This window comes from Calothrix sp. PCC 7507, from assembly GCF_000316575.1.
GTDB lineage: Bacteria > Cyanobacteriota > Cyanobacteriia > Cyanobacteriales > Nostocaceae > Fortiea.
In genome coordinates, this window is the sequence record NC_019682.1 from 349984 (window position 1) to 370125 (window position 20142).

Annotated in this window: 24 protein-coding genes and 1 pseudogene; 11 read left to right on the forward strand and 14 right to left on the reverse strand. The window is 42.0% G+C overall.

Translation table 11 applies throughout. The features are described from left to right. Positions 1-105: 105 nt before the first annotated feature. The 4 genes from CAL7507_RS01595 to pstB all read left to right on the forward strand — a co-directional run bounded on the left by CAL7507_RS01595 (position 106) and on the right by pstB (position 3868). Positions 106-1107, forward strand: coding sequence for a PstS family phosphate ABC transporter substrate-binding protein (locus tag CAL7507_RS01595; RefSeq protein ID WP_015126665.1), 1002 nt, complete (start codon positions 106-108; stop codon positions 1105-1107). 15 nt (positions 1108-1122) lie between these two features. Beyond that, the gene (gene pstC, locus CAL7507_RS01600; RefSeq protein WP_015126666.1) at positions 1123-2064 is read left to right on the forward strand and encodes a phosphate ABC transporter permease subunit PstC; all 942 of its coding nucleotides are present in this window, start codon (positions 1123-1125) and stop codon (positions 2062-2064) included. A 5-nt stretch (positions 2065-2069) separates the two neighbouring features. Then, positions 2070-2966: a phosphate ABC transporter permease PstA gene (gene pstA / locus CAL7507_RS01605; RefSeq protein WP_015126667.1), complete on the forward strand. Its 897-nt coding sequence runs from the start codon at positions 2070-2072 to the stop codon at positions 2964-2966. Between the two features lie 74 nt (positions 2967-3040). Beyond that, on the forward strand, positions 3041-3868 hold the full coding sequence (gene pstB / locus CAL7507_RS01610) for a phosphate ABC transporter ATP-binding protein PstB (protein WP_015126668.1): 828 nt from the start codon (positions 3041-3043) through the stop codon (positions 3866-3868). A gap of 116 nt (positions 3869-3984) precedes the next feature. On the opposite strand, the gene CAL7507_RS01615 is transcribed toward pstB, so the two are convergent. From CAL7507_RS01615 to CAL7507_RS01625, 3 genes are all read right to left on the reverse strand, one after another. Continuing rightward, a complete protein-coding gene (locus CAL7507_RS01615) occupies positions 3985-4209 on the reverse strand; it encodes a DUF433 domain-containing protein (protein WP_015126669.1) in 225 nt (74 codons plus the stop codon). Between the two features lie 89 nt (positions 4210-4298). Next, positions 4299-4583, reverse strand: coding sequence for a type II toxin-antitoxin system mRNA interferase toxin, RelE/StbE family (locus CAL7507_RS01620; RefSeq protein WP_015126670.1), 285 nt, complete (start codon positions 4581-4583; stop codon positions 4299-4301). Then, on the reverse strand, positions 4580-4807 hold the full coding sequence (locus tag CAL7507_RS01625) for a hypothetical protein (RefSeq protein WP_015126671.1): 228 nt from the start codon (positions 4805-4807) through the stop codon (positions 4580-4582). Before CAL7507_RS01625 ends, CAL7507_RS01620 begins: the two co-directional genes overlap by 4 nt. A 39-nt stretch (positions 4808-4846) precedes the next feature. On the opposite strand from CAL7507_RS01625, the pseudogene CAL7507_RS33610 reads away from it, so the two are divergent. The 4 genes and pseudogenes from CAL7507_RS33610 to CAL7507_RS01640 all read left to right on the forward strand — a co-directional run. Next, positions 4847-4956: pseudogene (locus CAL7507_RS33610) on the forward strand (ATP-binding cassette domain-containing protein); the annotation flags it as partial. A 460-nt stretch (positions 4957-5416) separates the two neighbouring features. After that, positions 5417-5689: a hypothetical protein gene (locus tag CAL7507_RS01630; RefSeq protein ID WP_015126673.1), complete on the forward strand. Its 273-nt coding sequence runs from the start codon at positions 5417-5419 to the stop codon at positions 5687-5689. 202 nt (positions 5690-5891) lie between these two features. Beyond that, positions 5892-6311 (forward strand): hypothetical protein, encoded by a 420-nt coding sequence (locus CAL7507_RS01635; protein WP_015126674.1) that lies wholly within the window; start codon positions 5892-5894, stop codon positions 6309-6311. Between the two features lie 129 nt (positions 6312-6440). Further along, entirely contained in the window at positions 6441-8534 is a 2094-nt protein-coding gene (locus CAL7507_RS01640; RefSeq protein ID WP_015126675.1) for a DHH family phosphoesterase, read from the forward strand. An 87-nt stretch (positions 8535-8621) separates the two neighbouring features. On the opposite strand, the gene psb30 is transcribed toward CAL7507_RS01640, so the two are convergent. Beyond that, complete coding sequence (gene psb30, locus CAL7507_RS01645) at positions 8622-8744, reverse strand: photosystem II reaction center protein Ycf12/Psb30 (RefSeq protein ID WP_015126676.1); 123 nt, start codon at positions 8742-8744, stop codon at positions 8622-8624. A 267-nt stretch (positions 8745-9011) separates the two neighbouring features. Between psb30 and CAL7507_RS01650 the strand changes: the two genes are divergently transcribed. From CAL7507_RS01650 to CAL7507_RS01660, 3 genes are all read left to right on the forward strand, one after another. Continuing rightward, a complete protein-coding gene (locus CAL7507_RS01650) occupies positions 9012-9362 on the forward strand; it encodes a YkgJ family cysteine cluster protein (protein ID WP_015126677.1) in 351 nt (116 codons plus the stop codon). A 109-nt stretch (positions 9363-9471) separates the two neighbouring features. Next, a complete protein-coding gene (locus CAL7507_RS01655; RefSeq protein ID WP_015126678.1) occupies positions 9472-9900 on the forward strand; it encodes a TMEM165/GDT1 family protein in 429 nt (142 codons plus the stop codon). A gap of 87 nt (positions 9901-9987) precedes the next feature. Then, entirely contained in the window at positions 9988-10275 is a 288-nt protein-coding gene (locus CAL7507_RS01660; protein WP_015126679.1) for a TMEM165/GDT1 family protein, read from the forward strand. A gap of 173 nt (positions 10276-10448) precedes the next feature. On the opposite strand, the gene CAL7507_RS01665 is transcribed toward CAL7507_RS01660, so the two are convergent. From CAL7507_RS01665 to CAL7507_RS01705, 10 genes are all read right to left on the reverse strand, one after another. Beyond that, the gene (locus tag CAL7507_RS01665) at positions 10449-10940 is read right to left on the reverse strand and encodes a hypothetical protein (RefSeq protein ID WP_015126680.1); all 492 of its coding nucleotides are present in this window, start codon (positions 10938-10940) and stop codon (positions 10449-10451) included. Positions 10941-11048: 108 nt separating this feature from the next. Continuing rightward, complete coding sequence (locus tag CAL7507_RS32145; RefSeq protein WP_160166301.1) at positions 11049-11216, reverse strand: hypothetical protein; 168 nt, start codon at positions 11214-11216, stop codon at positions 11049-11051. Positions 11217-11469: 253 nt separating this feature from the next. Continuing rightward, on the reverse strand, positions 11470-12048 hold the full coding sequence (locus tag CAL7507_RS01670) for a WcaF family extracellular polysaccharide biosynthesis acetyltransferase (protein ID WP_015126682.1): 579 nt from the start codon (positions 12046-12048) through the stop codon (positions 11470-11472). Next, a complete protein-coding gene (locus CAL7507_RS01675) occupies positions 12035-12631 on the reverse strand; it encodes a YdcF family protein (RefSeq protein WP_015126683.1) in 597 nt (198 codons plus the stop codon). The genes CAL7507_RS01670 and CAL7507_RS01675 overlap by 14 nt, the downstream gene beginning before the upstream one ends. A gap of 14 nt (positions 12632-12645) precedes the next feature. After that, positions 12646-13875: a glycosyltransferase gene (locus tag CAL7507_RS01680; RefSeq protein ID WP_015126684.1), complete on the reverse strand. Its 1230-nt coding sequence runs from the start codon at positions 13873-13875 to the stop codon at positions 12646-12648. 229 nt (positions 13876-14104) lie between these two features. Then, complete coding sequence (locus CAL7507_RS01685; protein WP_015126685.1) at positions 14105-15238, reverse strand: glycosyltransferase; 1134 nt, start codon at positions 15236-15238, stop codon at positions 14105-14107. A gap of 216 nt (positions 15239-15454) precedes the next feature. Then, a complete protein-coding gene (locus CAL7507_RS01690) occupies positions 15455-16714 on the reverse strand; it encodes a glycosyltransferase family 4 protein (protein WP_015126686.1) in 1260 nt (419 codons plus the stop codon). Next, positions 16674-18095 (reverse strand): hypothetical protein, encoded by a 1422-nt coding sequence (locus CAL7507_RS01695; protein WP_015126687.1) that lies wholly within the window; start codon positions 18093-18095, stop codon positions 16674-16676. The genes CAL7507_RS01690 and CAL7507_RS01695 overlap by 41 nt, the downstream gene beginning before the upstream one ends. Next, entirely contained in the window at positions 18092-19102 is a 1011-nt protein-coding gene (locus CAL7507_RS01700; RefSeq protein WP_015126688.1) for a glycosyltransferase family 4 protein, read from the reverse strand. The genes CAL7507_RS01695 and CAL7507_RS01700 overlap by 4 nt, the downstream gene beginning before the upstream one ends. Before the next feature lie 109 nt (positions 19103-19211). After that, positions 19212-20096: a glycosyltransferase family 2 protein gene (locus CAL7507_RS01705; RefSeq protein WP_015126689.1), complete on the reverse strand. Its 885-nt coding sequence runs from the start codon at positions 20094-20096 to the stop codon at positions 19212-19214. Between the last annotated feature and the right edge of the window lie 46 nt (positions 20097-20142).

Here is a 20142-nt window from a genome sequence, read left to right on the forward strand (position 1 = left end):
TGAAAAACTTTAAGTATTTTAGTGGGCATTGCCCACCACATCCAGGTTTTTGTGGGCAATGCCCACCCTACTCAAAAATTACCACTACATCTAAATAGATAATCTATGAACTTTCATAGTCGATTTAAAGGTAGCTTTTTTCTAGCATCTTTGCTACTTATGAGCAGTAGTATTACTGCTTGTGGCGGTGGTTCAGGACAGAAGCGTCAAGTAAGTATCGACGGTGCAGCCGTAGGATTCCCGATTTCTTTAGCAGTTGCAGAAGAATATCAAAAGGTGAAATCTGCAGCCGCAGTTAGTGTGGCTTCTAGTGGTACTGGGGGAGGTTTCAGTAAGTTTTGTGCTGGCGATATTGATATCGTTGGTGCTTCTCGGACTATTAGAGATGAAGAATTGAAAAAATGTGGCAGCAAGAAGATTGAATTTGTCGAGATACCTATAGCTTTAGATGGTATAGCGGTAATTGCCAACAAACAAAATAACTTTGCTAAATGTTTAACTATTGATGAACTGAAAAAGATTTGGAGTGCTAAATCAGAAGGTAAAGTCTTGAATTGGAAACAAGTTAATTCCAAGTTTCCTGATCAAAAACTCAAGCTTTACGCTCCAGCTTCTGATACTGGGACATTTGATTATATGACTCAAGCCGTCACTGGTAAAGCCAAGAATGGACGTACAGATTACACTCCTAGTCATAATCAAAACTTGTTAGTCCAAGGGGTGGCAGGTGATGCTTCAGCATTGGGTTATGTGGGGATATCTTACTACATTCAAAACCAAGAAAAACTGAATTTAGTGGCGGTGGAAAATCTCAAAGGTAAGTGTGAAAAACCAGTACCAGTAGATAATGTTGTGAAAAATATCTACACACCTTTGTCTCGTCCTCTCTTCATCTACGTCAGTAAGAAATCCTTAGATACGAAGCCATCAGTCAAAGAATTTGTCGAGTTTTATATAGAAAATTCTTGGAAGTGGGTAGATAGCGTGGGTTATGTAGCGCTACCTGATGAAGCTTACGTCAAAGTAAAACGTAAATTCGCCACTGGTGAAACTGGAACAAAATTCAAAAAAGCCAAACCAGGTGAGCCAATCACCAACTTTATTTAGAAAAACCCAAATAATATGGCAGTAACAAATTCGCAAGACGATTTTTATCAAGCATCTAGACAATCACTGGATAAAAATCCTGCTGATGATATCGAAGAAAAAATTGTTGGGGCAATTCTATTTGCTTGTGCTTTAGTTTCGGTTTTGACTACAACGGGAATTGTCATCATTATCTTTCAGGAAACCTTCGGCTTCTTTCAAGAGGTTTCCTTCGCTCAATTCTTTCTGGACAGCAAATGGACACCCCTATTTGCAGAGAGACATTTTGGAATTTGGCCACTGATTAATGGTACTTTTTTGACTAGTGCGATCGCTATGGCAGTGGCGATTCCCTTGGGTTTATCTTCGGCGATTTATCTAAGTGAATATGCTCAACCCAAAGTAGCAGCAGTTTTGCGCCCTGCGGTGGAGCTTTTAGCTGGTGTACCCACAGTAGTTTACGGCTATTTTGCTCTATTGTTTGTGACACCATTGCTGCGGACTTTCTTACCAGTCGAAATTTTTAACGCTTTGAGTGCAGGGTTAATGATGGGAATCATGATTACCCCTACAGTCGGTTCTATTAGTTTAGATTCAATCCGAGCCGTTCCTCGTTCTTTGCGGGAAGGGGCTTACGCTTTAGGGATTACTAAACTAGAAACCATTTTTAAAGTTGTCCTCCCAGCCGCCCTTTCTGGAATCACAGCCTCGATTATTTTGGGTATTTCTCGTGCTGTTGGTGAAACCATGACTGTCGTCATCGCCGCCGGATTACAGCCAAAACTGACGATTAACCTGACAGAATCAGTAGCCACGATGACAGCTTACATGGCACAAATTTCTGGTGGGGATAGTCCTCGTGGTAGTCTCAATTTCAAAACTTTGTATGCAGTAGGTGCTGTTTTGTTTCTGCTGACTCTGGTTTTGAATATCGCTAGTTATTGGATTTCCAACCGCTTTAAAGAAAAATACGAGTAATAAACATGGCTGCTAGTTATCAACGAGATGACGCTTTCGATTCAGGGACAGAATTCACTGACAATATTGAAAAGAGAGAAAGTGTAGGAAAAGTTTTTGAAATACTTTTCTTAATAGGATTACTAATTGGGTTATTTGTCCTAGCTTTGCTAGTGTTTGATATTGGAAGAGAGGGATTAGCAAGATTTTTTACACCCGGATTTTTGACAGAAACTCCTTCTCGGTTTCCTGAAGATGGTGGGATTCGTCCTGCTATTGTAAGTAGTATGCTTTTAGGAATTATCGTGATTTCGATTTCTGTTCCTATTGGTGTGGGAGCGGCTTTGTATCTCGAAGAATATGCACCTAAAACGTGGTGGACGGCGATTATTGAGATTAATATCAGTAATCTGGCGGGAGTCCCTTCTATTGTCTATGGGTTGCTGGGTTTAGGAGTTTTCAATTATCTCCTGGGGTTTGGTCCGACTTTAATTTCTGGAGCCTTGACGTTATCTTTGTTGTCTTTACCAGTGATTATTGTCACCTCTAGAGAAGCAATTCGTTCTGTTCCAGATTCCCTGAGAAATGCTTCCTATGGTTTAGGTATCACCAAATGGAAGACTATCAGCAGTCATGTTTTACCTTATGCTGTCCCCGGTATTTTAACAGGGGTGATTATTTCTGTATCCCGTGCAATTGGTGATGCGGCTTCTTTGGTTGTGGTTGGCGCTGTGAGTTTTCTCACATTTAATCCTGGTTTGTTTGAGAGATTTATGGCGTTACCCATTCAAATTTACAGTTACATCACTCGTCCGGAGCCGGGTTTTGCTAACGCAGCCGCAGGGACAATTATTGTTTTGTTACTACTGATTTTAGCTCTCAATGGCGTAGCTATTTATGTTAGACAGCGCTTTTCTAGGTAATCAGTTATCAGTTAACATTCCTCAAAAACTCATTGTCTAATTATTGCGATACATGATATTAGGAGAAAATTAAAATGACAAATAGTCGTAGAAGTGAATTAGGTGGTACAGCAATTAACCAAAAAGAAAAATCTATCTTTGATGTTGATGGATTGAAGGTTTATTACAGTGGATTTCTGGCACTGCTAGATGTTTATTTGAAGGTTCCGGAAAAACAAATTATTGCTTTTATCGGCCCTTCAGGATGTGGGAAAAGTACCTTGCTGCGCTGCTTTAACCGCATGAATGATTTAATCCCTGGTGCTAAAGTCGAGGGGAGATTAAATTACCGCGATCGCAATATTTACGATCCTAAAATAAATTCGGTAAAATTGCGCCGCCAAGTAGGCATGGTTTTTCAAAGACCAAATCCTTTTCCCAAGACGATATACGAAAATATTGCCTTTGCCCCCCTGGCTAACGGTTACAAAGGTAATATTGATGAATTGGTGGAAGATTCCCTCAGACGCGCCGCCATTTGGAATGAAGTCAAAGACAAACTCAAATCCAAGGGAACAGCGCTATCTGGTGGACAACAGCAGAGGCTGTGTATTGCCAGAGCGATCGCTATGAAGCCTGATGTATTATTAATGGATGAACCATGTTCAGCCCTTGACCCTATTTCTACCCGTCAAGTAGAGGAACTCTGCCTAGAACTCAAGGAACAATACACCATCATCATGGTGACGCACAACATGCAACAAGCCTCTAGAGTTGCAGATTGGACGGCTTTTTTCAACACAGAAATTGATGACGCGGGGAAACGTCGCGGTAAATTAGTCGAGTTCAGTCCTACAGAGGTAATATTCAGTTCTCCTCAAACACAAGAAGCGGAGGAATATATCAGCGGACGTTTTGGTTAAGGATACATTACAACTTCTGCGAATTGGGGTATGGGAAACCCCCAACCTCAATTACTTCGCCTGGCGAAATCGTATTCAGTACATTGCGAACATCTGGAAGTCTTGGCACACATTCATCAAGCAGGATTTGCATATGCAATCAGCATTTCCTTTGCCAATTCGAGAACTGCGATCGCCTGCTCACGCCTTACACTGGGAAAATGATCCAAAAACTCGTTGAGCGAATCACCCGCCTCGAGATAGTCCAGTAAGGTTTTCACTGGTACACGAGTGCCAACGAAAACAGTAGTTCCCCCTAAGATTTCGGGATCACTATGAACGACGCGCACTGTGGATTTCACGGCAACTTAACCTCTTTACTCAGCAGAACTGGCGTTGTCTCTAGTTTACCAAAAGCCAAGGGTTGCCCAAATTGAGTTATGGGAAACCCTTAATAGACTTCATCATGTGTCCCGATGTCGAGCAGAACAATGACTTCATGATTTGTTTCTGTATCTTGCTCAATGGAGAAAACAACACGACAATCATAGCCGCAAGAGCAGGACTGAAGACCTTCGAGTTTACCGCTCAATTTATGGGTGTCCAAGGCGGGTGCAAATATGTCTGCTTCCAATTGTTGGAGAGTGTCTTCAATGCGTTGCTGGAGGTTAGCGTCTCTTTTTACAAACTTACGAAATGCTCGCTTGAATTTGGGAGTTAAAACCAGCAGTCTCATGCTTCCGGCTCTTGCAAAGACTGGCGCAATGCTTCAACAACATCCTGGGCTGACTGCTGTTGAAATTTGCCTGCATGGAAATCAGCCAAAGTTTTTTGAGCATCAGCAGCTATTTCTGCACGACGACTTTCGCTGTGGCGGTTTTGCAGAATTCTGATCAGCATTTCTTGCTGTTCGTAGGGCAGCTGCAAAGCATTTTCTAGCACTTGGTCGAGGGTATTCATGGATTTAGGCTATTGCCTAGCGTTGTCTCTAGTTTACCAAAAGCTAAGGGGACTGCATTATCTGGTGGGCAACAGCAACGACTGTGTACTGCGAGAGCGATCATGGTTGAGTTGATCTATTGTTAGTAAACTCTGCAATCTCACCCATCTTTTTTGCCAGCCTGCTCCAATCGGGTTATTGTGCGGCGACAACTACAAGCATACTTCAACACATTTTCTGAACACATTTTGTACGTTTCTTCACCATATATTGGCTGTGTACGTTGAATCAAAATTATAAGGAGGTTTTATGTACACACTGATATATCGCTCAAAAATCATTGTGGTTGCTAATAACAATATATCGCTACCTCGTTACACTGTTTTCAAAAAGGAGCATTGCAGTATGCCAATTTTTGCGTGTGATAGACTAGTTGAGCTAATCATGTGGTTGATTCTGCACGGACACCTCATAAAATTTGGGCATTCCTAAAATTATTGCTTCTTCAAATTAGCCCGTACTTAAACTGTACGGGCTGAAATCCACTTTCCGGAATCAAATTAATTCCTGATGATATGAATATAGGTAGTAAATACTTTTGAACTACCTTAATAAGGACTGTAGCCGATATGACACAAAACTTGGCGAGATGGCAAGAGGTGATACAGGTACTCACGGAATTCAAAAATGAACCTACTCCGGATAAGCGTATTAAAGTTTATGACCAACTATTTTGTTACGAACAGGAGAATCTAGCAAGAGCAACGCACGATGAAAGTGGGGAAGCCCCTAATGATTGGGAAGATGAGGATGACCACCAAGAACACGAGGATTTTGACGATTGGTTGAGTGGATTTGACGAAGGGGCTAGGCAAAACATTTTGAATGTCATGGACTCATAGTGTAGGTTTCATAGAGCGTTCACATGATTGGATGCTGAACGCTCCTTGCTATCTAAAATTTTTCTGGATAACATTCTAAGCAGGAATTTACTCAGAAATTTATCAGTAGTTACCATTCACATATGCAATTCGGGAAAATCTGCTGAGGCTTGACAGGATACCAGTAGAGTAGGATTTGAGTTAAGTGCATACACTGTGTTTTATGTTAAAAATACTGCCTGTTGCTTTCGTCGCCGCTACTGTTTTCGTCGCATCTACTAATTATCCCAATGCCTCACTAGCTGAAACCTGTGCTTCTCAATGTGGCATTCGTCCCATTCAGTTTACACCTGGTCAACGCATCCGATTACAAGTAGTAAATACTACATCTAATTTGGTGAAATTAGAGAAACTGCAAGAAACTAAGCCAATTCCCTTGCAAGCTGGAGAGAAATTCCAGTTAGATAATGAACAACAGTCAAATATTTCTCTTGTGTTCTGGGATGAAAAGGGATTGCCGCTAAAAGCAATTTTTTCTAAACCAAATGCTGGTACATTACGGGTAGAATTGGGGCGTGGTAAGGTGAATCCAGGCGATCGCTCTCTTGATATCCTTAGTGATGGTCGGGTAAAAGTTTATTAAATCAGTTATCAGTTAACAGTAAACAGTTATCAGTGTTTGCTGTTAAAGGCTAGCAAAAGTGATCAGTTTGAGTTATGAGTTATTAGTTAGGAAAAAAATGTGCAAACTCCTAACTCTTAACTCTATACTGTGCTAGACCAAGCTTTACCGAAACCCCAACAACCCCGTAGGCGCTTACCTAATCAGCGCTGGCAAATTTACGCGCAACAAACAGAATTTGCCGAAAAGTTGGCGGTGGCGACCAAGATTTCACCGATTATCAGCCAGTTGCTGATCAATCGTGGCATTGCCACACTAGAACAAGCACAAGGATTTTTAAATCCAGAGTCTCTGATCTTACCTTCGCCACTGGAGGAATTCCCAGATTTAGCGCTGAGTGTGGAGTTATTGCAAAATGCGATCGCATCTCAAGAAAAAATTGCTATTTGTGGTGATTATGATGCTGATGGCATGACTAGCACTGCTCTATTGTTGCGTAGTCTCCGCAGTTTAGGCGCTGTAGTCGATTATGCTATCCCCAGTCGGATGCACGATGGTTATGGCATTAATCAACGGATTGTGGAAGAATTCCACAGCGAAGGGGTGAGTTTAATTCTAACTGTGGATAACGGTATCTCGGCATTTGCACCAATTGCCAGAGCCAGAGAACTCGGTTTAAAGGTAATTATTACCGATCACCATGACATCCCGCAAAAATTACCGCCAGCGAACGCCATCCTCAACCCCAAACTGATAGACGAATCCTCGCCTTATCGGGGTGTAGCTGGGGTGGGTGTTGCATATATCCTAGCGGTGTCTTTAGCACAACAACTAGGAGCAACTCAAGGCTTAATCCAGCCAATGCTAGCACTGTTTACACTGGGAACGATCGCAGATTTAGCTCCCTTGACTGGCGTTAATCGCCGCTGGGTAAAACGCGGTTTACAGTATCTACCCAAATCTCATTTACCTGGGATACAGGCGCTGATTCAGGTATCTGGGGTGCAGGCTAAAGCAAATGAGGGGGGAGAAATTCCCAATCCAAAATCTAAAATCCAAAATCCAAAATCCCTTAAGCCGGAGGATATTGGCTTTCGATTGGGGCCGAGAATTAATGCTATTGGCCGAATTGGTGATCCTCAGCTAGTGATTGATTTGCTGACTACAGATGATATGGGGATAGCGCTGGAAAGAGCAATGCAATGTGAGGGAATTAACCAGCAGCGTCAGCAAATGTGCGAGGAAATCGAACAAGAAGCGATCGCAGTTGTAGAAACGCAATTCATCGCATCTTTACCCCAAGACCGCATATTAGTAGTCATTCAACCCAATTGGCACCACGGCGTTATTGGTATTGTCGCCTCTCGCTTAGTAGAACGCTATGGTGTCCCTGTGTTTATTGGCACTTACGAAGATGGGGGACATATTCGCGGTTCAGCGCGGGGAATTCCTGAATTTAACGTGTTTGATGCTTTGGAATATTGTCATGACTTGCTAGGAAAATTTGGCGGACACAAAGCCGCCGGGGGATTTTCTTTCAGTGAGGCGAATTTACCACAGTTGCGATCGCGTTTGATTGAATTTGCTAACCAGTGTCTTGAACCCCAGCACCTCAAACCATTACTCAAAATTGATACCCAAGCTAACTTGAGCCAAATCAATCACCAGCTTTACCAACAGCTGCAAACTCTCCATCCCTGCGGTATCGAAAATCCTGATCCGGTGTTCTGGACACCGAATGTGCAAGTAATTGAGCAAAAGATTGTCGGTAAGGGTCACATCAAACTCACACTTGCCCAAACCATTGATCATCAACAGTATAAAATTAAAGCGATCGCCTGGCGTTGGGGCGATTACTTCACCTTACCGTCACGCCTAGACATCGCTTATAAACTGCGAGAAAATGACTTTAATGGCAATAGCACCATCGAGATGGAATTGGTCGGTGTCAGACTACCAAAACAATCTCACCTACTGTTCACCTCGTCACCTAAACCATTAAGAACTACCTTTGAGTACCAACAGCGCCACTATACTTGTGGTATTTACAAACAAGGTTTATCCCCAGAATTAAGGATTAAAAATCCTGAAGGTAAAGTCTTAGCCATGCAACCAGGGCATACAATCGGTTTACTCGGCAATAATCGTGAAGATGCCAAAGAAATTGATGTATCCCAACCACAGTATGACAGCATCATCCAGGCTGCCTTACAAGCTTTATCAGTACTGAGTCATGAGTCCTGAGTTACTAAGTTATGACTGATGAGTTTTGAATTCAACAGTTTTTGCTCAACCCAGTACTCAGCACTCGTTACTCAGCACTCAGCACTTTTATAAATTCCCGTTGCGAAATGCCAATACAAAGATGATCACGGGGCCAGAAATCAAGATTAGCCCAACAAATAGTAGTTGGAAAATCACTTCCCAATTGATATTAAAGAGCGCGTCAAACATTTTTCCTCCCAATTGTCTTAAAAAATCTAATAACTTCTGTTGCCAAACCCGCAATAGATCATATCCAACGATGGACTATTAGATTTAATTTAGTTAACAAAATTATAAGAAAAGACATAAAATGAGTGGCTGGGGACTGGGGACTAGGGACTGGGGGACTGGTGACTGGTGACTGGTGACTGGTGACTGGTGACTGGATAATTGAACTCTTTCCAATACCCAATACCCAATACCCAATACCCAATACCCAATACCCAATACCCAATCATGGCAACTTGGCAATGTATCAAGCAATGTGGAGCCTGCTGCAATCTTGACCCTGCAGAGCGTCCAGATTTAGAAGAGTATCTCTCACCTGTGGAACTGGAACTTTACCTGAGCATGGTAGGCGAAGGTGGCTGGTGTGTTAACTTTGACCATACCACGCGAGAATGTCGCATCTACCCAAATCGCCCTCGTTTCTGTCGTGTCGAAACGGAGATATTTCAAGATATGTATGGAGTTGAACCAGAAGAGGTAAACGATTTTGCCATTGACTGCTGTCGCCAGCAAATAGAAGGAGTTTATGGCGATCGCTCTTTGGAAATCATCCGCTTCAACAAAGCTGTAGGACTCTAATGGACTACAGAATAATTTTTTCGCTTTTTCGGCTCAAAAGGGTTGCAATTTATTACAACAATCTGAGAAAATGAGAAGAATATGAAAACAATCTAGAAAATTATAGCCTGTGAAACTTGACTCTGTACCTTTGAGCCTTTCTGATATCGTTCAGACTGAAAGCCAGCCAGAACAAAAAGACAACGTTGATATTATTTTAAATAATGCGATCGCCAAGCCACTCCAGCCTGTAGTTGTCGATAGCCCCAAAAAGCAAGAGTCACTAGCGGCTATTTTCGGTACTACCTTCATTACCATTTTTCTCGCTGAAATTGGCGATAAGACTCAGCTATCCACCCTATTGATGAGTGCAGAATCCCAAGCACCGTGGGTAGTTTTTATCGGCTCTGCGGCTGCACTAATCACCACTAGCCTATTAGGCGTATTGTTAGGAAGTTGGATATCTAGTAAACTCAGCCCAAAAACCGTAGAAAAATCGGCAGGCGTGATGTTGTTATTAATTTCCCTGATGCTGTTTTGGGATATTGTGAACAGTTAACAGTTATCAGTCATTCTTCTCTATACTTCGACTTACCTCGACTTCGCTCGGCACAAGTCGCTCAGTACAAGTTCCCCGTATAATCACATGGACTGGAATCTTTTAGGACTAAGCTTTATTACAGTTTTTTTATCAGAATTAGGAGACAAGAGCCAATTAGCGGCGATCGCGCTTTCAGGGCGCAGTCAATCTCCGAAGGCGGTGTTTTTTGGGACGGCGGCGGCGCTGCTATTAACTAGCTTGTTGGGAGCGTTAGCAGGGGGAGCGGTTGCAGAATTTTTACCCACACGCTTATTAAAAGCGATCGCTGCTGTGGGATTTGCGATTCTCGCCGTACGTCTGCTGTTCTTTAACGATTCTGAACCCACACCTTAAATCAGTTAACAGTTATCACTACACTTAAGTAGAAAGGTGTAAAAAAACAGAATTATGTAACGAAATGTAAAGTTGACTCAAAGCCTCTTCCCTCCTGCCTTGTCTGAACGATAAATATTCATGTCCAGCTACTTATACACCTGATAACTGTTCACTGATAACTGTTCACTGATTTAAGCTTCTTGTCGCCAGCACCAGTTTAAAAGCACTACACCTACTACCCATTTGAGTGCTTCCAGCAACCAATAACCACCGTGAAGCAAATTCATTGTGGCTGGAATTGTAGTTTCTGCTGCAAATAAGTTGAGATTAACTCCTGTAGCGCACATTTGCGGAGTTAAAAAATAAGTGTCAAGCAAAGCCACAGCTAAGAGCAGTACAGATAAAACAATACTGTTGAAACGCCATTGGGATTGAGTCTTATTCATAGCCAGTACGCCAGTTAAGACTACAGCAGCAGATAATAATTCCATGCGATTAAAATTCCAAAAAATCACATAGCCTGCTGTAGTAAAACTAGCTTGGGTCATCATGCCAGAAATGTAAAGGCTAGGCATAATTACCCAGTCTAAAATTAAGCTAGCACTGAGCCAGAAGCCCAAAGTCAATAAAATAGCAGTTTGCCAATTTGGGTGTTTGAATTCAATCTTAGAAATAGCATTCATAGGAATAATTGCTTGTGTTGTACTCTTAGTTTGTATCCTTAAGAGCTACTTTGACAACAGATATCAATTAACATTTACAAATCGGTTACATTAATCCGTGGAGAGAATTTATAAGTTATGTAACGAAGTATTTTGATATTTTTCTAAGCTATAAGATTTTATTCTCCCTGCCAACTGTAGCTTGTATTGGCTGAGTAACTCAGGTGTAACTTCAAAGTGTATTTGGGTCGATTCCTTGTTGTTGTAATCGATGGAATTTTCCCATTTTTGGTTCATGTTATTTCTGTGTCCGTGTAAAGTCTCCTGATTGTCATTGCTTCGCTCTGCTCGCAATGACTACACAAATTTTGCATGAATTTTTATCACCTAAAAAGGCACAGAGTCAACAGCCTAGGCAATGCTCACTCTACAAATACTATAGGAATCGGAATTGATTTTTAAAAAATCGGTTATTTGGTTACTTTTAAGGACTTCACGTATTGGTTCTATTAGTCGTGAATTCACTATTTACAACAGTGCCAAAGCTATATTAATCTTTTGCAGAAATACGAAGCATATCCTCAGCTTGTTTGTATTTTCGCTTTTTGATCGGTTGAGCGGGATTACCTGCATAGATTACCATTGGTTCCAAAGAACGACCAGTCACACCACCCAATGTCAGCACAGCACCCCTACCAACAGTGACACCAGGGCCAATCACCGACTTGGCGGCGATCCAACTACTCTCTTCAATATAAATTGGAGATGGAATCAGCTTAAAGTTAGGAAGACTCCAGTCATGATTACCAGTGCAAAGATAAACACCTTGTGATATGCAAACATGACTTTCAATTTCTACGGTCGCCAGATTATCAATCCAAGTATCTTCTCCAATCCAAACACAATCACCAACAGTCAATCGCCAAGGAAACTTAACTCGAACGCCTGGTTTAATACGGACTTTTTGGCCAATTTTGGCACCAAAACACCGTAGTATCCAAACTTTTAATATGGAAATTGGTAGCCAATTACTCTCAACCAAAGGCGACCCCAGGAAATACCATAAAAGTTGCTTCCAGTAGGGTGCGCCAGGGGTGTAACTGCCAAGAGTATATTTATCTAGATGCATAAGATGGGTTATGAACACGAGGATTAAAACTGACACCAGTACGACCTGAAACAATCCAGAGGAGAGAGCGACCACTGTCACGTACAATCCGCAACAGAGATTCTTCAGGTTCGGAAGAAGGTACCCTCACCGGGGTGAAGGTGATACCTCGACTACCTAAAATTAGAGTCGCTATAGCTTTGGCTCTGGGCATATGAATATCGGAAGTAATCAGGTAAACGTGTTGAATTCCCCGCTGTTGCAAATCGCCAACGAGGGTAGTAAAGTTAGTGACAGTGTCAGTAGCACGATAATCAAGATGCACGCGGCTACTGGGGATATTTGCGGATTTGAAGATAGCATGAGCTTTCTCTGGAGGAAAGCCACTGGAAACCCAGATGTCTAGGGTGGGATAATAGTTGGCAAGTTCAGCAGCGTATTCTTCTCGTTTAGGATCGCCACCGAGAACCAGAAAGGCTTGGGGAAAAGGTGCTTGCAGAGAGGCGATCGCAATTCGTATAGGAATAATACTGAATAAGACGAAGATAAAACCTACTATGGCAAAAAAACCATATTTTTTGAATTGGTTATGCAACCGTTTCATGGCAAAATTTATGACTAGTAAACGCTGAAAACTTTGTTTAAGGAAGACTGACTGACTAGGTGTTCAGGCAGCTTTTTTTTGTGAATGACTGCTGAGTAAACAGAGGAAAGATTTTGGGCGATCGCTTCCCAGGAATAGCGTTGCTTGACAAGCTGCTGGCCATTGTCGCCTAATCGCTGCCTCAGACTGGGAGATTTCAGCAACTGGGCGATCGCTTCTACGAGTGGTTCCAGCATCCCCTCCACCACTAACCCCGCTTCAGCAGTAGCCACCTCTGGCGCAATCTGCACCCCAGGCGTAATCACCACGGGTAGTCCTACTGCCATAGCCTCAGCAACGGCGATACCAAAGTTCTCAGAAAAAGAAGGTAGCACAAAAAAGTCTGACCCTTGCAGCAGTAGGTCTTTATCTTCACCCATCACAAAACCAGCAAAGGAAACTCGATTTGTAATGCCCAGAGATGATGCGAGATTCTTCAATTCATTCTCATACCCTGTTTCCCCAGAACCCGCCAATATCAAGTGAAAATCCTGGTTTTGTTCTGCAAGGGTGCTAAGTGCCTGTAGCAACAATTCTGGGCGTTTTTTGTAGTGTAGGCGAGAAAGAAATAACACTACAGGCGTTTCTGGAGAAATACCGTAAACATGTCGCAGCTTTTGTTTGGCATCAGGTAAGAGATGGGGTTGATTTACTCCCAGAGGTAGAGTGACAATAGGTGTCTTAACTTTGAAGTTACGCACATCTTCTACTTCACCCGCCGCTGTGCAGTGAATGACAGCCGCCCGATTGAGATGATGACGCTCAATCAGCCAAGAGTAGACTTGTTTTTTCCGCCGACTCTGAGCCAGTGCCCAAGGCGACAATTGACCCATTGTATTGACTAAATAGGGAATTTTTTGACGACGGGCGATCGCACCAGCACAGGTAGGAGCATAAGAAAACAGATAATGGGTTTCTAGCAAGTCATAATCCCGGATATGATGCCATAGCCACGGTGCTAAATCAGCAGAGAAAATATAGTCTTTCATCCGCGCAGCCGCACGGGGAAAAAACCAGATAGGTACTTCTTTATACAAAACACGTTGATGCAGAGGTACATCTAATAGGGCATTGCCATCATCGTTAGTGGTGACAATTTCCACATCAACCCCAAGCTGGCGCGTAGCTCTGACTAAGTTTAAAACCACTTCCGTGGGACCGCCCATTTCTAGGCTAATCGAGGGTATGACTTGTAATACTTTCATCTATATTCTTCAGATTTAATTATTCGTGACCAAAAAGATCCCCGACTTCCTAGAGAAGTCGGGGATCTGAGTTTGTGGATTTTCAAAAATTAAAATTTATGCTTTATGGTTCAATACGGTTCAGTTAAGGATTTTTGGTATTGATTTAAAGTAGTGGGAGCATCTTGCTCCCTGTTGGTACTAGCGGGCAAGATGCCCGCACTACTCCTGGTTTCAAAATGGACGGGGTTTATTTAGTTTGCATTAACTCAGCTAGAGTTTTTTGGAACTGTTCAAAGCCAAATCTAGCAATCACTTCCTCGCGTAAAGTTTGCGGTTGATAGAGGATGGGGTGAGGATAAATACCTGTTAAAATTTGCATTAATGCTTGGGCGATCGCATCCACATCATCAGGATTCACTAATACACCCAATTCCCCATGACAAAGGGCATCAACCGCACCGTCTTGATTACCACCTAAAGTGGGTTTACCGCAAGCTAAAGCTTCGAGATAGACAATGCCAAATCCCTCACCTTTACTGGGCATAGCAAATACATCACAGAGATTGTAGTAGTCACAAAGCTCTGCATCAGGGATGAATCCTGCCAAGGTGACACAGTCATTGAGGTTTAATTCATTAATTAGTTTTTCAATGCGGGGGCGATCGTTACCCTTGCCCACTAAGATGTAGTGAACATGGGGAATTTCTCGACGAATGGCTGGCATTGCTTGGAGAATTTGGTCATGTCCTTTGTATTTTTCGCTACTATCTAATCGAGCTACCGTCAGGATAATTGGCTGTTCAATGGTTAATTTATGCCTTTCTAGCAGATATTGTGGCTTAGGAGCAATTTGAAAACGTTCAGTATCAAAAGTATTTGGCAATACGGAAACTTTGGCAGGATCGAGGTTTTGTTCTTGGAGTAGGCGATCGCGTGTATAGCCACTGACTGCTAGGATGCGATCGGCATGATGTAAAGCCTGCTGCAAATCTGGGCGTTGAATGTCCCAGGCGTCCACACCATGAGCTACAGCCCAGTATGGAATACCTGCCCAGCGCTGTAATTGTTGACCCACAATTGAGAAATTCAGGTGAGTAGAAATCACTAAATTAGGACGTTGCCAAAATCCCCAACCGAGCAACTGAGCGGCAAACGTCGGTGTTCTCAGCCCTGATGGCACAACCCCAGTACAGTGGAACTGGGTTGGCGCTAAACTAGCGAAATCTGCGGACGGGGATTTATCATGCTTGAGAAAAACCTCATAGCGATCGCTCGGATAAATATTTTGTATGGCTTCCAGTAAAAAAGCCGAGTATGTTTGAATCCCGCCTTTAAATTCAAAGATATTCGGGAACCACAAGTGAAAAGTGGTATTAGCCATAAGTTATGAAAACCTTTTATACCAAATTAAATGAGCTGATCTTAGCTTTCTTAATATAGAAATTAAATGTATGTCTCATGGGAGTATCTGGTGTGAGATATTGTGTAGCAGATAGAGGTGGAAAATAATAAGACTCAAATTTTTGCAGATTCTCACACTCTGCAATCACTTTTTGCCATTTTCAGCTAATTACAGAGCAATTTTTAGTAGCGATGTCTAACGACTAGCTGCTAGGCATCTACGCACTTGAGTTGCCAAATTTTGTTGATACACTTCCCAAGTTAACTGTTCAGCTTTGTGACGAGCAGCACGCCCCATTTGGGCCAATTCTCCGGGATGGCGATCGCACCACTCAAGTTTTTCTTTGAGTGCTTCCGAGTCACGAATGGGAACAATAAAACCTTCTACCCCATCGGTGATAATATCTGGCCCTGCAGTGTTGGGAGTTGTAATCACAGGAATACCGCAGGCCATAGCTTCCAACAACACTAGCCCAAAGCCTTCCACTAAAGAAGGAAATACAAATACATTAGCGTTACTGTAATACTGATTGAGAGTCGCATGAGGCACTGAAGGAATATAGCGAACTGTGTCTGGAAGTTTTGCCAGCCAACTTTCTGGGAATTCGTTAAGTCCTACCAACATTAACTCTGCTTGGGGAATTTGGAGTTCTTGCCATGCCTTGATTAGATAATGAACTCCTTTGCGAGGGCCCACACGACCAACAAACAAAGCCCTAAAAGTTTGATCTAGTTTAGGTTGGGGTTGGAAATAATCAATTGGTGCGCCATAGGGAATGACCGTAATTTTATCCGGACTGACTCCTTCTTGGAGTAGGGATTGCTGGGTGATGGAAGAAGCTACAAAAATATGGTCTGCAAGTGCCACTTCTTGCTGCTTGCGTTTCAATTTCCACTCAGGTTCTCGCACTGCTTGCAATGATGCAGACAATTCTGGAAACAGTTCTGCTTCTGCTTGCTGAATCTCTCGCGCCATGCGGTAGAACAGGATAGGTAAGTCATATAAACATAAAATTCCCTGCTGCTTGGCAACCTCAAAAGTAGTAGCAGCCCCATCTTCATAAGCATAAACTGCAGCCAGACCCTGGAGATGATAGTGGGCAACATGGCGATCGAGAGCAGCATAAACCCAGTCAACAAGACTTTGAGAATTTAAACCCAGCTGCCGACTCAGTCCAGTCTTAACTAGGGCGATTCGCGTTGCTTCTTGCCAAGGATGGGTTTGTATTGGTATGTGATTTGGAGAAACCCAGCTACGTCGCCCTAACTCATGGGCAATAGATTTACTTATAGGAGTAGGGAGCAACTTTAAGTAGTGGCTGAGACTGCCTGCGGGGTTGTGAGCAACAGTCGTAATCACCTCCTTGAGCAAACCTGCATCTCCCAGAGCAATTGCAGCATTGCGAGCAAAGGGATTACCTGTAGGGTGTATTAGGGAAATAGGTAGCTGGGACATTCTGTTGCTGTAAGAATTGTTGTTGTTGTTTCCAGTTCTCTATTTGCTCAATTCTTGGTAGGACAAAGACAAATCCTGCCAGAAACCAGTAGTAGACTAAAAGTGTGTGGTTAAATACCAGCTGACCAGGAATTTGCAGCAAATGGATGAGAAAAGCTGACAGTGCTAGCTGTCGCAGTAGAGGACGCTTGAGCTTGTAAAAAGTGGTCCATAGTAAACCTAAAATCATAAATCTTAGCAAATACCACATCAAAAAACCTACAGGGCCAAGCTCCAACATGATTCGCCCAGGTTCTGACTCGAAATACACAGGAATCTCTTGTGGAGGTAAATGCAAAATACTACGCAATCCAGGTGTTGCTTGGTGAGTTGCACCCACACCGTAGCTATCCATTCCTTTGAGTCGTGCAAAATCTAATGGCTCTGTATACAGTAGGGAAATGCGACTAGATGTATCATTATTAGAATCAATGCGTTTTCCCAAGGCATTAATGGCGGACTGAAACCAAACGAGAATACCCGCTGTTACAGCAATTATCGGCAAGGTAAACCGCTTTAGGAGTGGGATAATCCTGGCAGGATTTGTCAGTATTTGTAGTCCAAAAAAACCTGCGAGAAATATAACTTCACTATAAATCAGACCCCGTGAGCCATTCATGAAAGAGGTGCCCACTATCAATAATAATTCTGCGATCGTTGCCCAATGCCACCATCGGGATTGTTTAACTCCTAACAGCGGAACTGCTAAACCAAAGGAAACCAGCGCATAAACTGAATAACCAGCAATGTAAGAAAAAGTGCCAGTCACACGAACATTTACAGAACGTGCATCCCCAAAAGTGGCAACATCTAGCTTGATATCTTGGGCATAAACATTGAGAGGACTTGAGGGAGGACTAAAGTACTGTAATACAGCCAAAATACCGACTGGAATCACTAACAGCAGGTAAAAGCGCAGGAATTTATAAAGTTCGTCTTCTGAGCGAAAGAGAGTAGGTAACATCCATAGTAGTGGAATGTATAATATATATCCTCTAAGACCAAAAATTCCAATAATGGGAGAACCCAAACTAGGATTAAAAGTTTGAAACAGCGACCAACCAGTCAGCAATATTACTACTGCAACTATTGCTTCGGCTGCTGGATTACCTTTAACTCGAAATGCACCTTCAGGAGATGAGAGAAAATAATATCGCAGATAAGCACCTACTAACACGATATCTTTGAGAAAGTAGATAAACTGACTTGCTCCAGGTAGGAACCATTTCCGTAAAGCACCCTCAACTACTGCCAACACCAGGACACTTTTGATAGAAGTCCGCCAGTTTCGCCCTGAGAGATAGAGGATAACTATAATGGCAATGGGAACTAAATCTTTCACTTCATTGCTGCCTCAATCACTTCTAAATAAGCCTTAGCTACCGCTGATTTACGATGACGTAATAGGTGAGAATCTGCATTGGATCTATAAGCTGCTAGCTGCTGCGGATTTTGTAACAAATTAAATAGGGTGTGAGTTAGTGCTTGCAAATTCCCATTAGGAAATATTACACCACATGGGCCGATCGCATCTTTTAAGCCTCCACCCTCTGAACCAACAACAACACAACCACAAGCAATCCCTTCTAAAGCGACAATACCAAATGGTTCATCCCACAGGGAAGGCACTACCATAATTTGATGAGCATTTAATATTTTGGCTAACTCATGCTCAATTTTCACTCCAGCAAAATCAACTTGCTCAATAATTTTTAAGTTCTTGGCTTGTTGACGTAAGCTATCTTCTTCTGGTCCACTACCAATAATTGTCAGTTTAGGAGTCATTCCCAAAGATTTGAGTTCAGCTAATGCATCCAGTAGTAAATTGGCTCCCTTATCAGAAACCAATCTTCCTAAAAAAACAAGTTCTTGGTTGCGGTAAATCCCTGGGACTTCATAGAAAATATCCTCCTGATAGGAATTAGGAATAACAGTAGATGATGTTGGTATTGTTTTAGCTAAAGCATGACTAACTGAAATGTTAGTCGCAAAATGAGTAACAAACTTCTTGAGATAATCTTGCCAACCCAGACTGCCATGTATACGCCGATACCAAGTTTGATGAGTTACAACCAAAGGACGAGGGACAAATAGCAGAGGAAAAAAACCTTTTAAACTTACACAGCCTTGAAAATAAACATCACACCAATTAGTTAGCTTTAGTACTTGTTGGAAACTAGGCAGTCTGATGACTTCAAATGGAAATTTTTTTGAGTCTGTGTCTGGTGTTTGTGATATTAATTTAACTTCATGTCCTTGATACATGAATTCATGGGCTAAAGTGGAAATTATTGTTTCTAATCCACCTATTTTTGGATAAAAAAATGGTGAATATATAAGTATTTTCATGATTGACTATAGGACTCATATTTGATTTTTGAAAAAACTCCATACAACCCAAAAAGCCTTCTTGCCTATTGCCTGCTGATCACACACCACGCAATTAAGTTCAAAAATATTAACTCAAGGAATCGATTGGTGGTTTGCCATATCGACCTAATAAAAAATCTTTTAGCCCTAAAAATTTAGCAATAACTACCGGTTTTTCACTAGGTTGCTGACATAGCGTTAGAGGAAATCGGCAAAGCATTAAAATAGCTCTACACCATGAAGATATAAATCCACCATGCACTTTTGCCAATAGTAAAGTATTCCGTGCCAGAAGATAATTAATAACGGGTTTAGAGGAAGCAGTTATAGGATTTGTAATAATAGCTCCCCACAAGATTGCTACTTTCCAACCCATCTTTTTTGCCCTGATACTAATATCGTATTCATCTCCATAAGCAAAATAACGTTTATCGAACACTCCTATTTTCTTTAAACAATCCTTCCTAAATACAAGTAGTGTTGCATGAGCAAAGTCAACATATTCTACTTCTCCATATTGGCGAGGAGCAATATTATTAATTAGTCTAGGCCCACGTATTGGCGAAAACCTTGGTAAGTTAGAGCTTTTGCCGCCATATTCAGGGCAAATAATGCCAATACTTTTATCGCTTTCCATAGCATCAATTAACATACTTAGACATTGATTTTCCAGTAATGTGTCATGGGCACTAATAATACAGTAATCAGATATACCATCATCCAACCACTGTTGAAGCACAATATTAAAAGCCCCTCCCCAACCTTTATTTTCTAGTAATTGAATCCAGTTAACTTCACCAGGTAAGCTTGTTTTGATTTTCTCAATATTCTTAGGAGAAGATGAGTTGTCTAAGACTGAAATTTCGAGTGGTAAATCTTGGTTCAGAAAATGCTGCAATGTTTTTAGGCATTCTTCAGGACGATTCCAGTGTAGAATGAATACAGGTATGGGAACATCAATTTTTGATAGCAAGGCAGATAACCTCTTACTTTTTAATAGTGTTTCTAGGATGAAATGG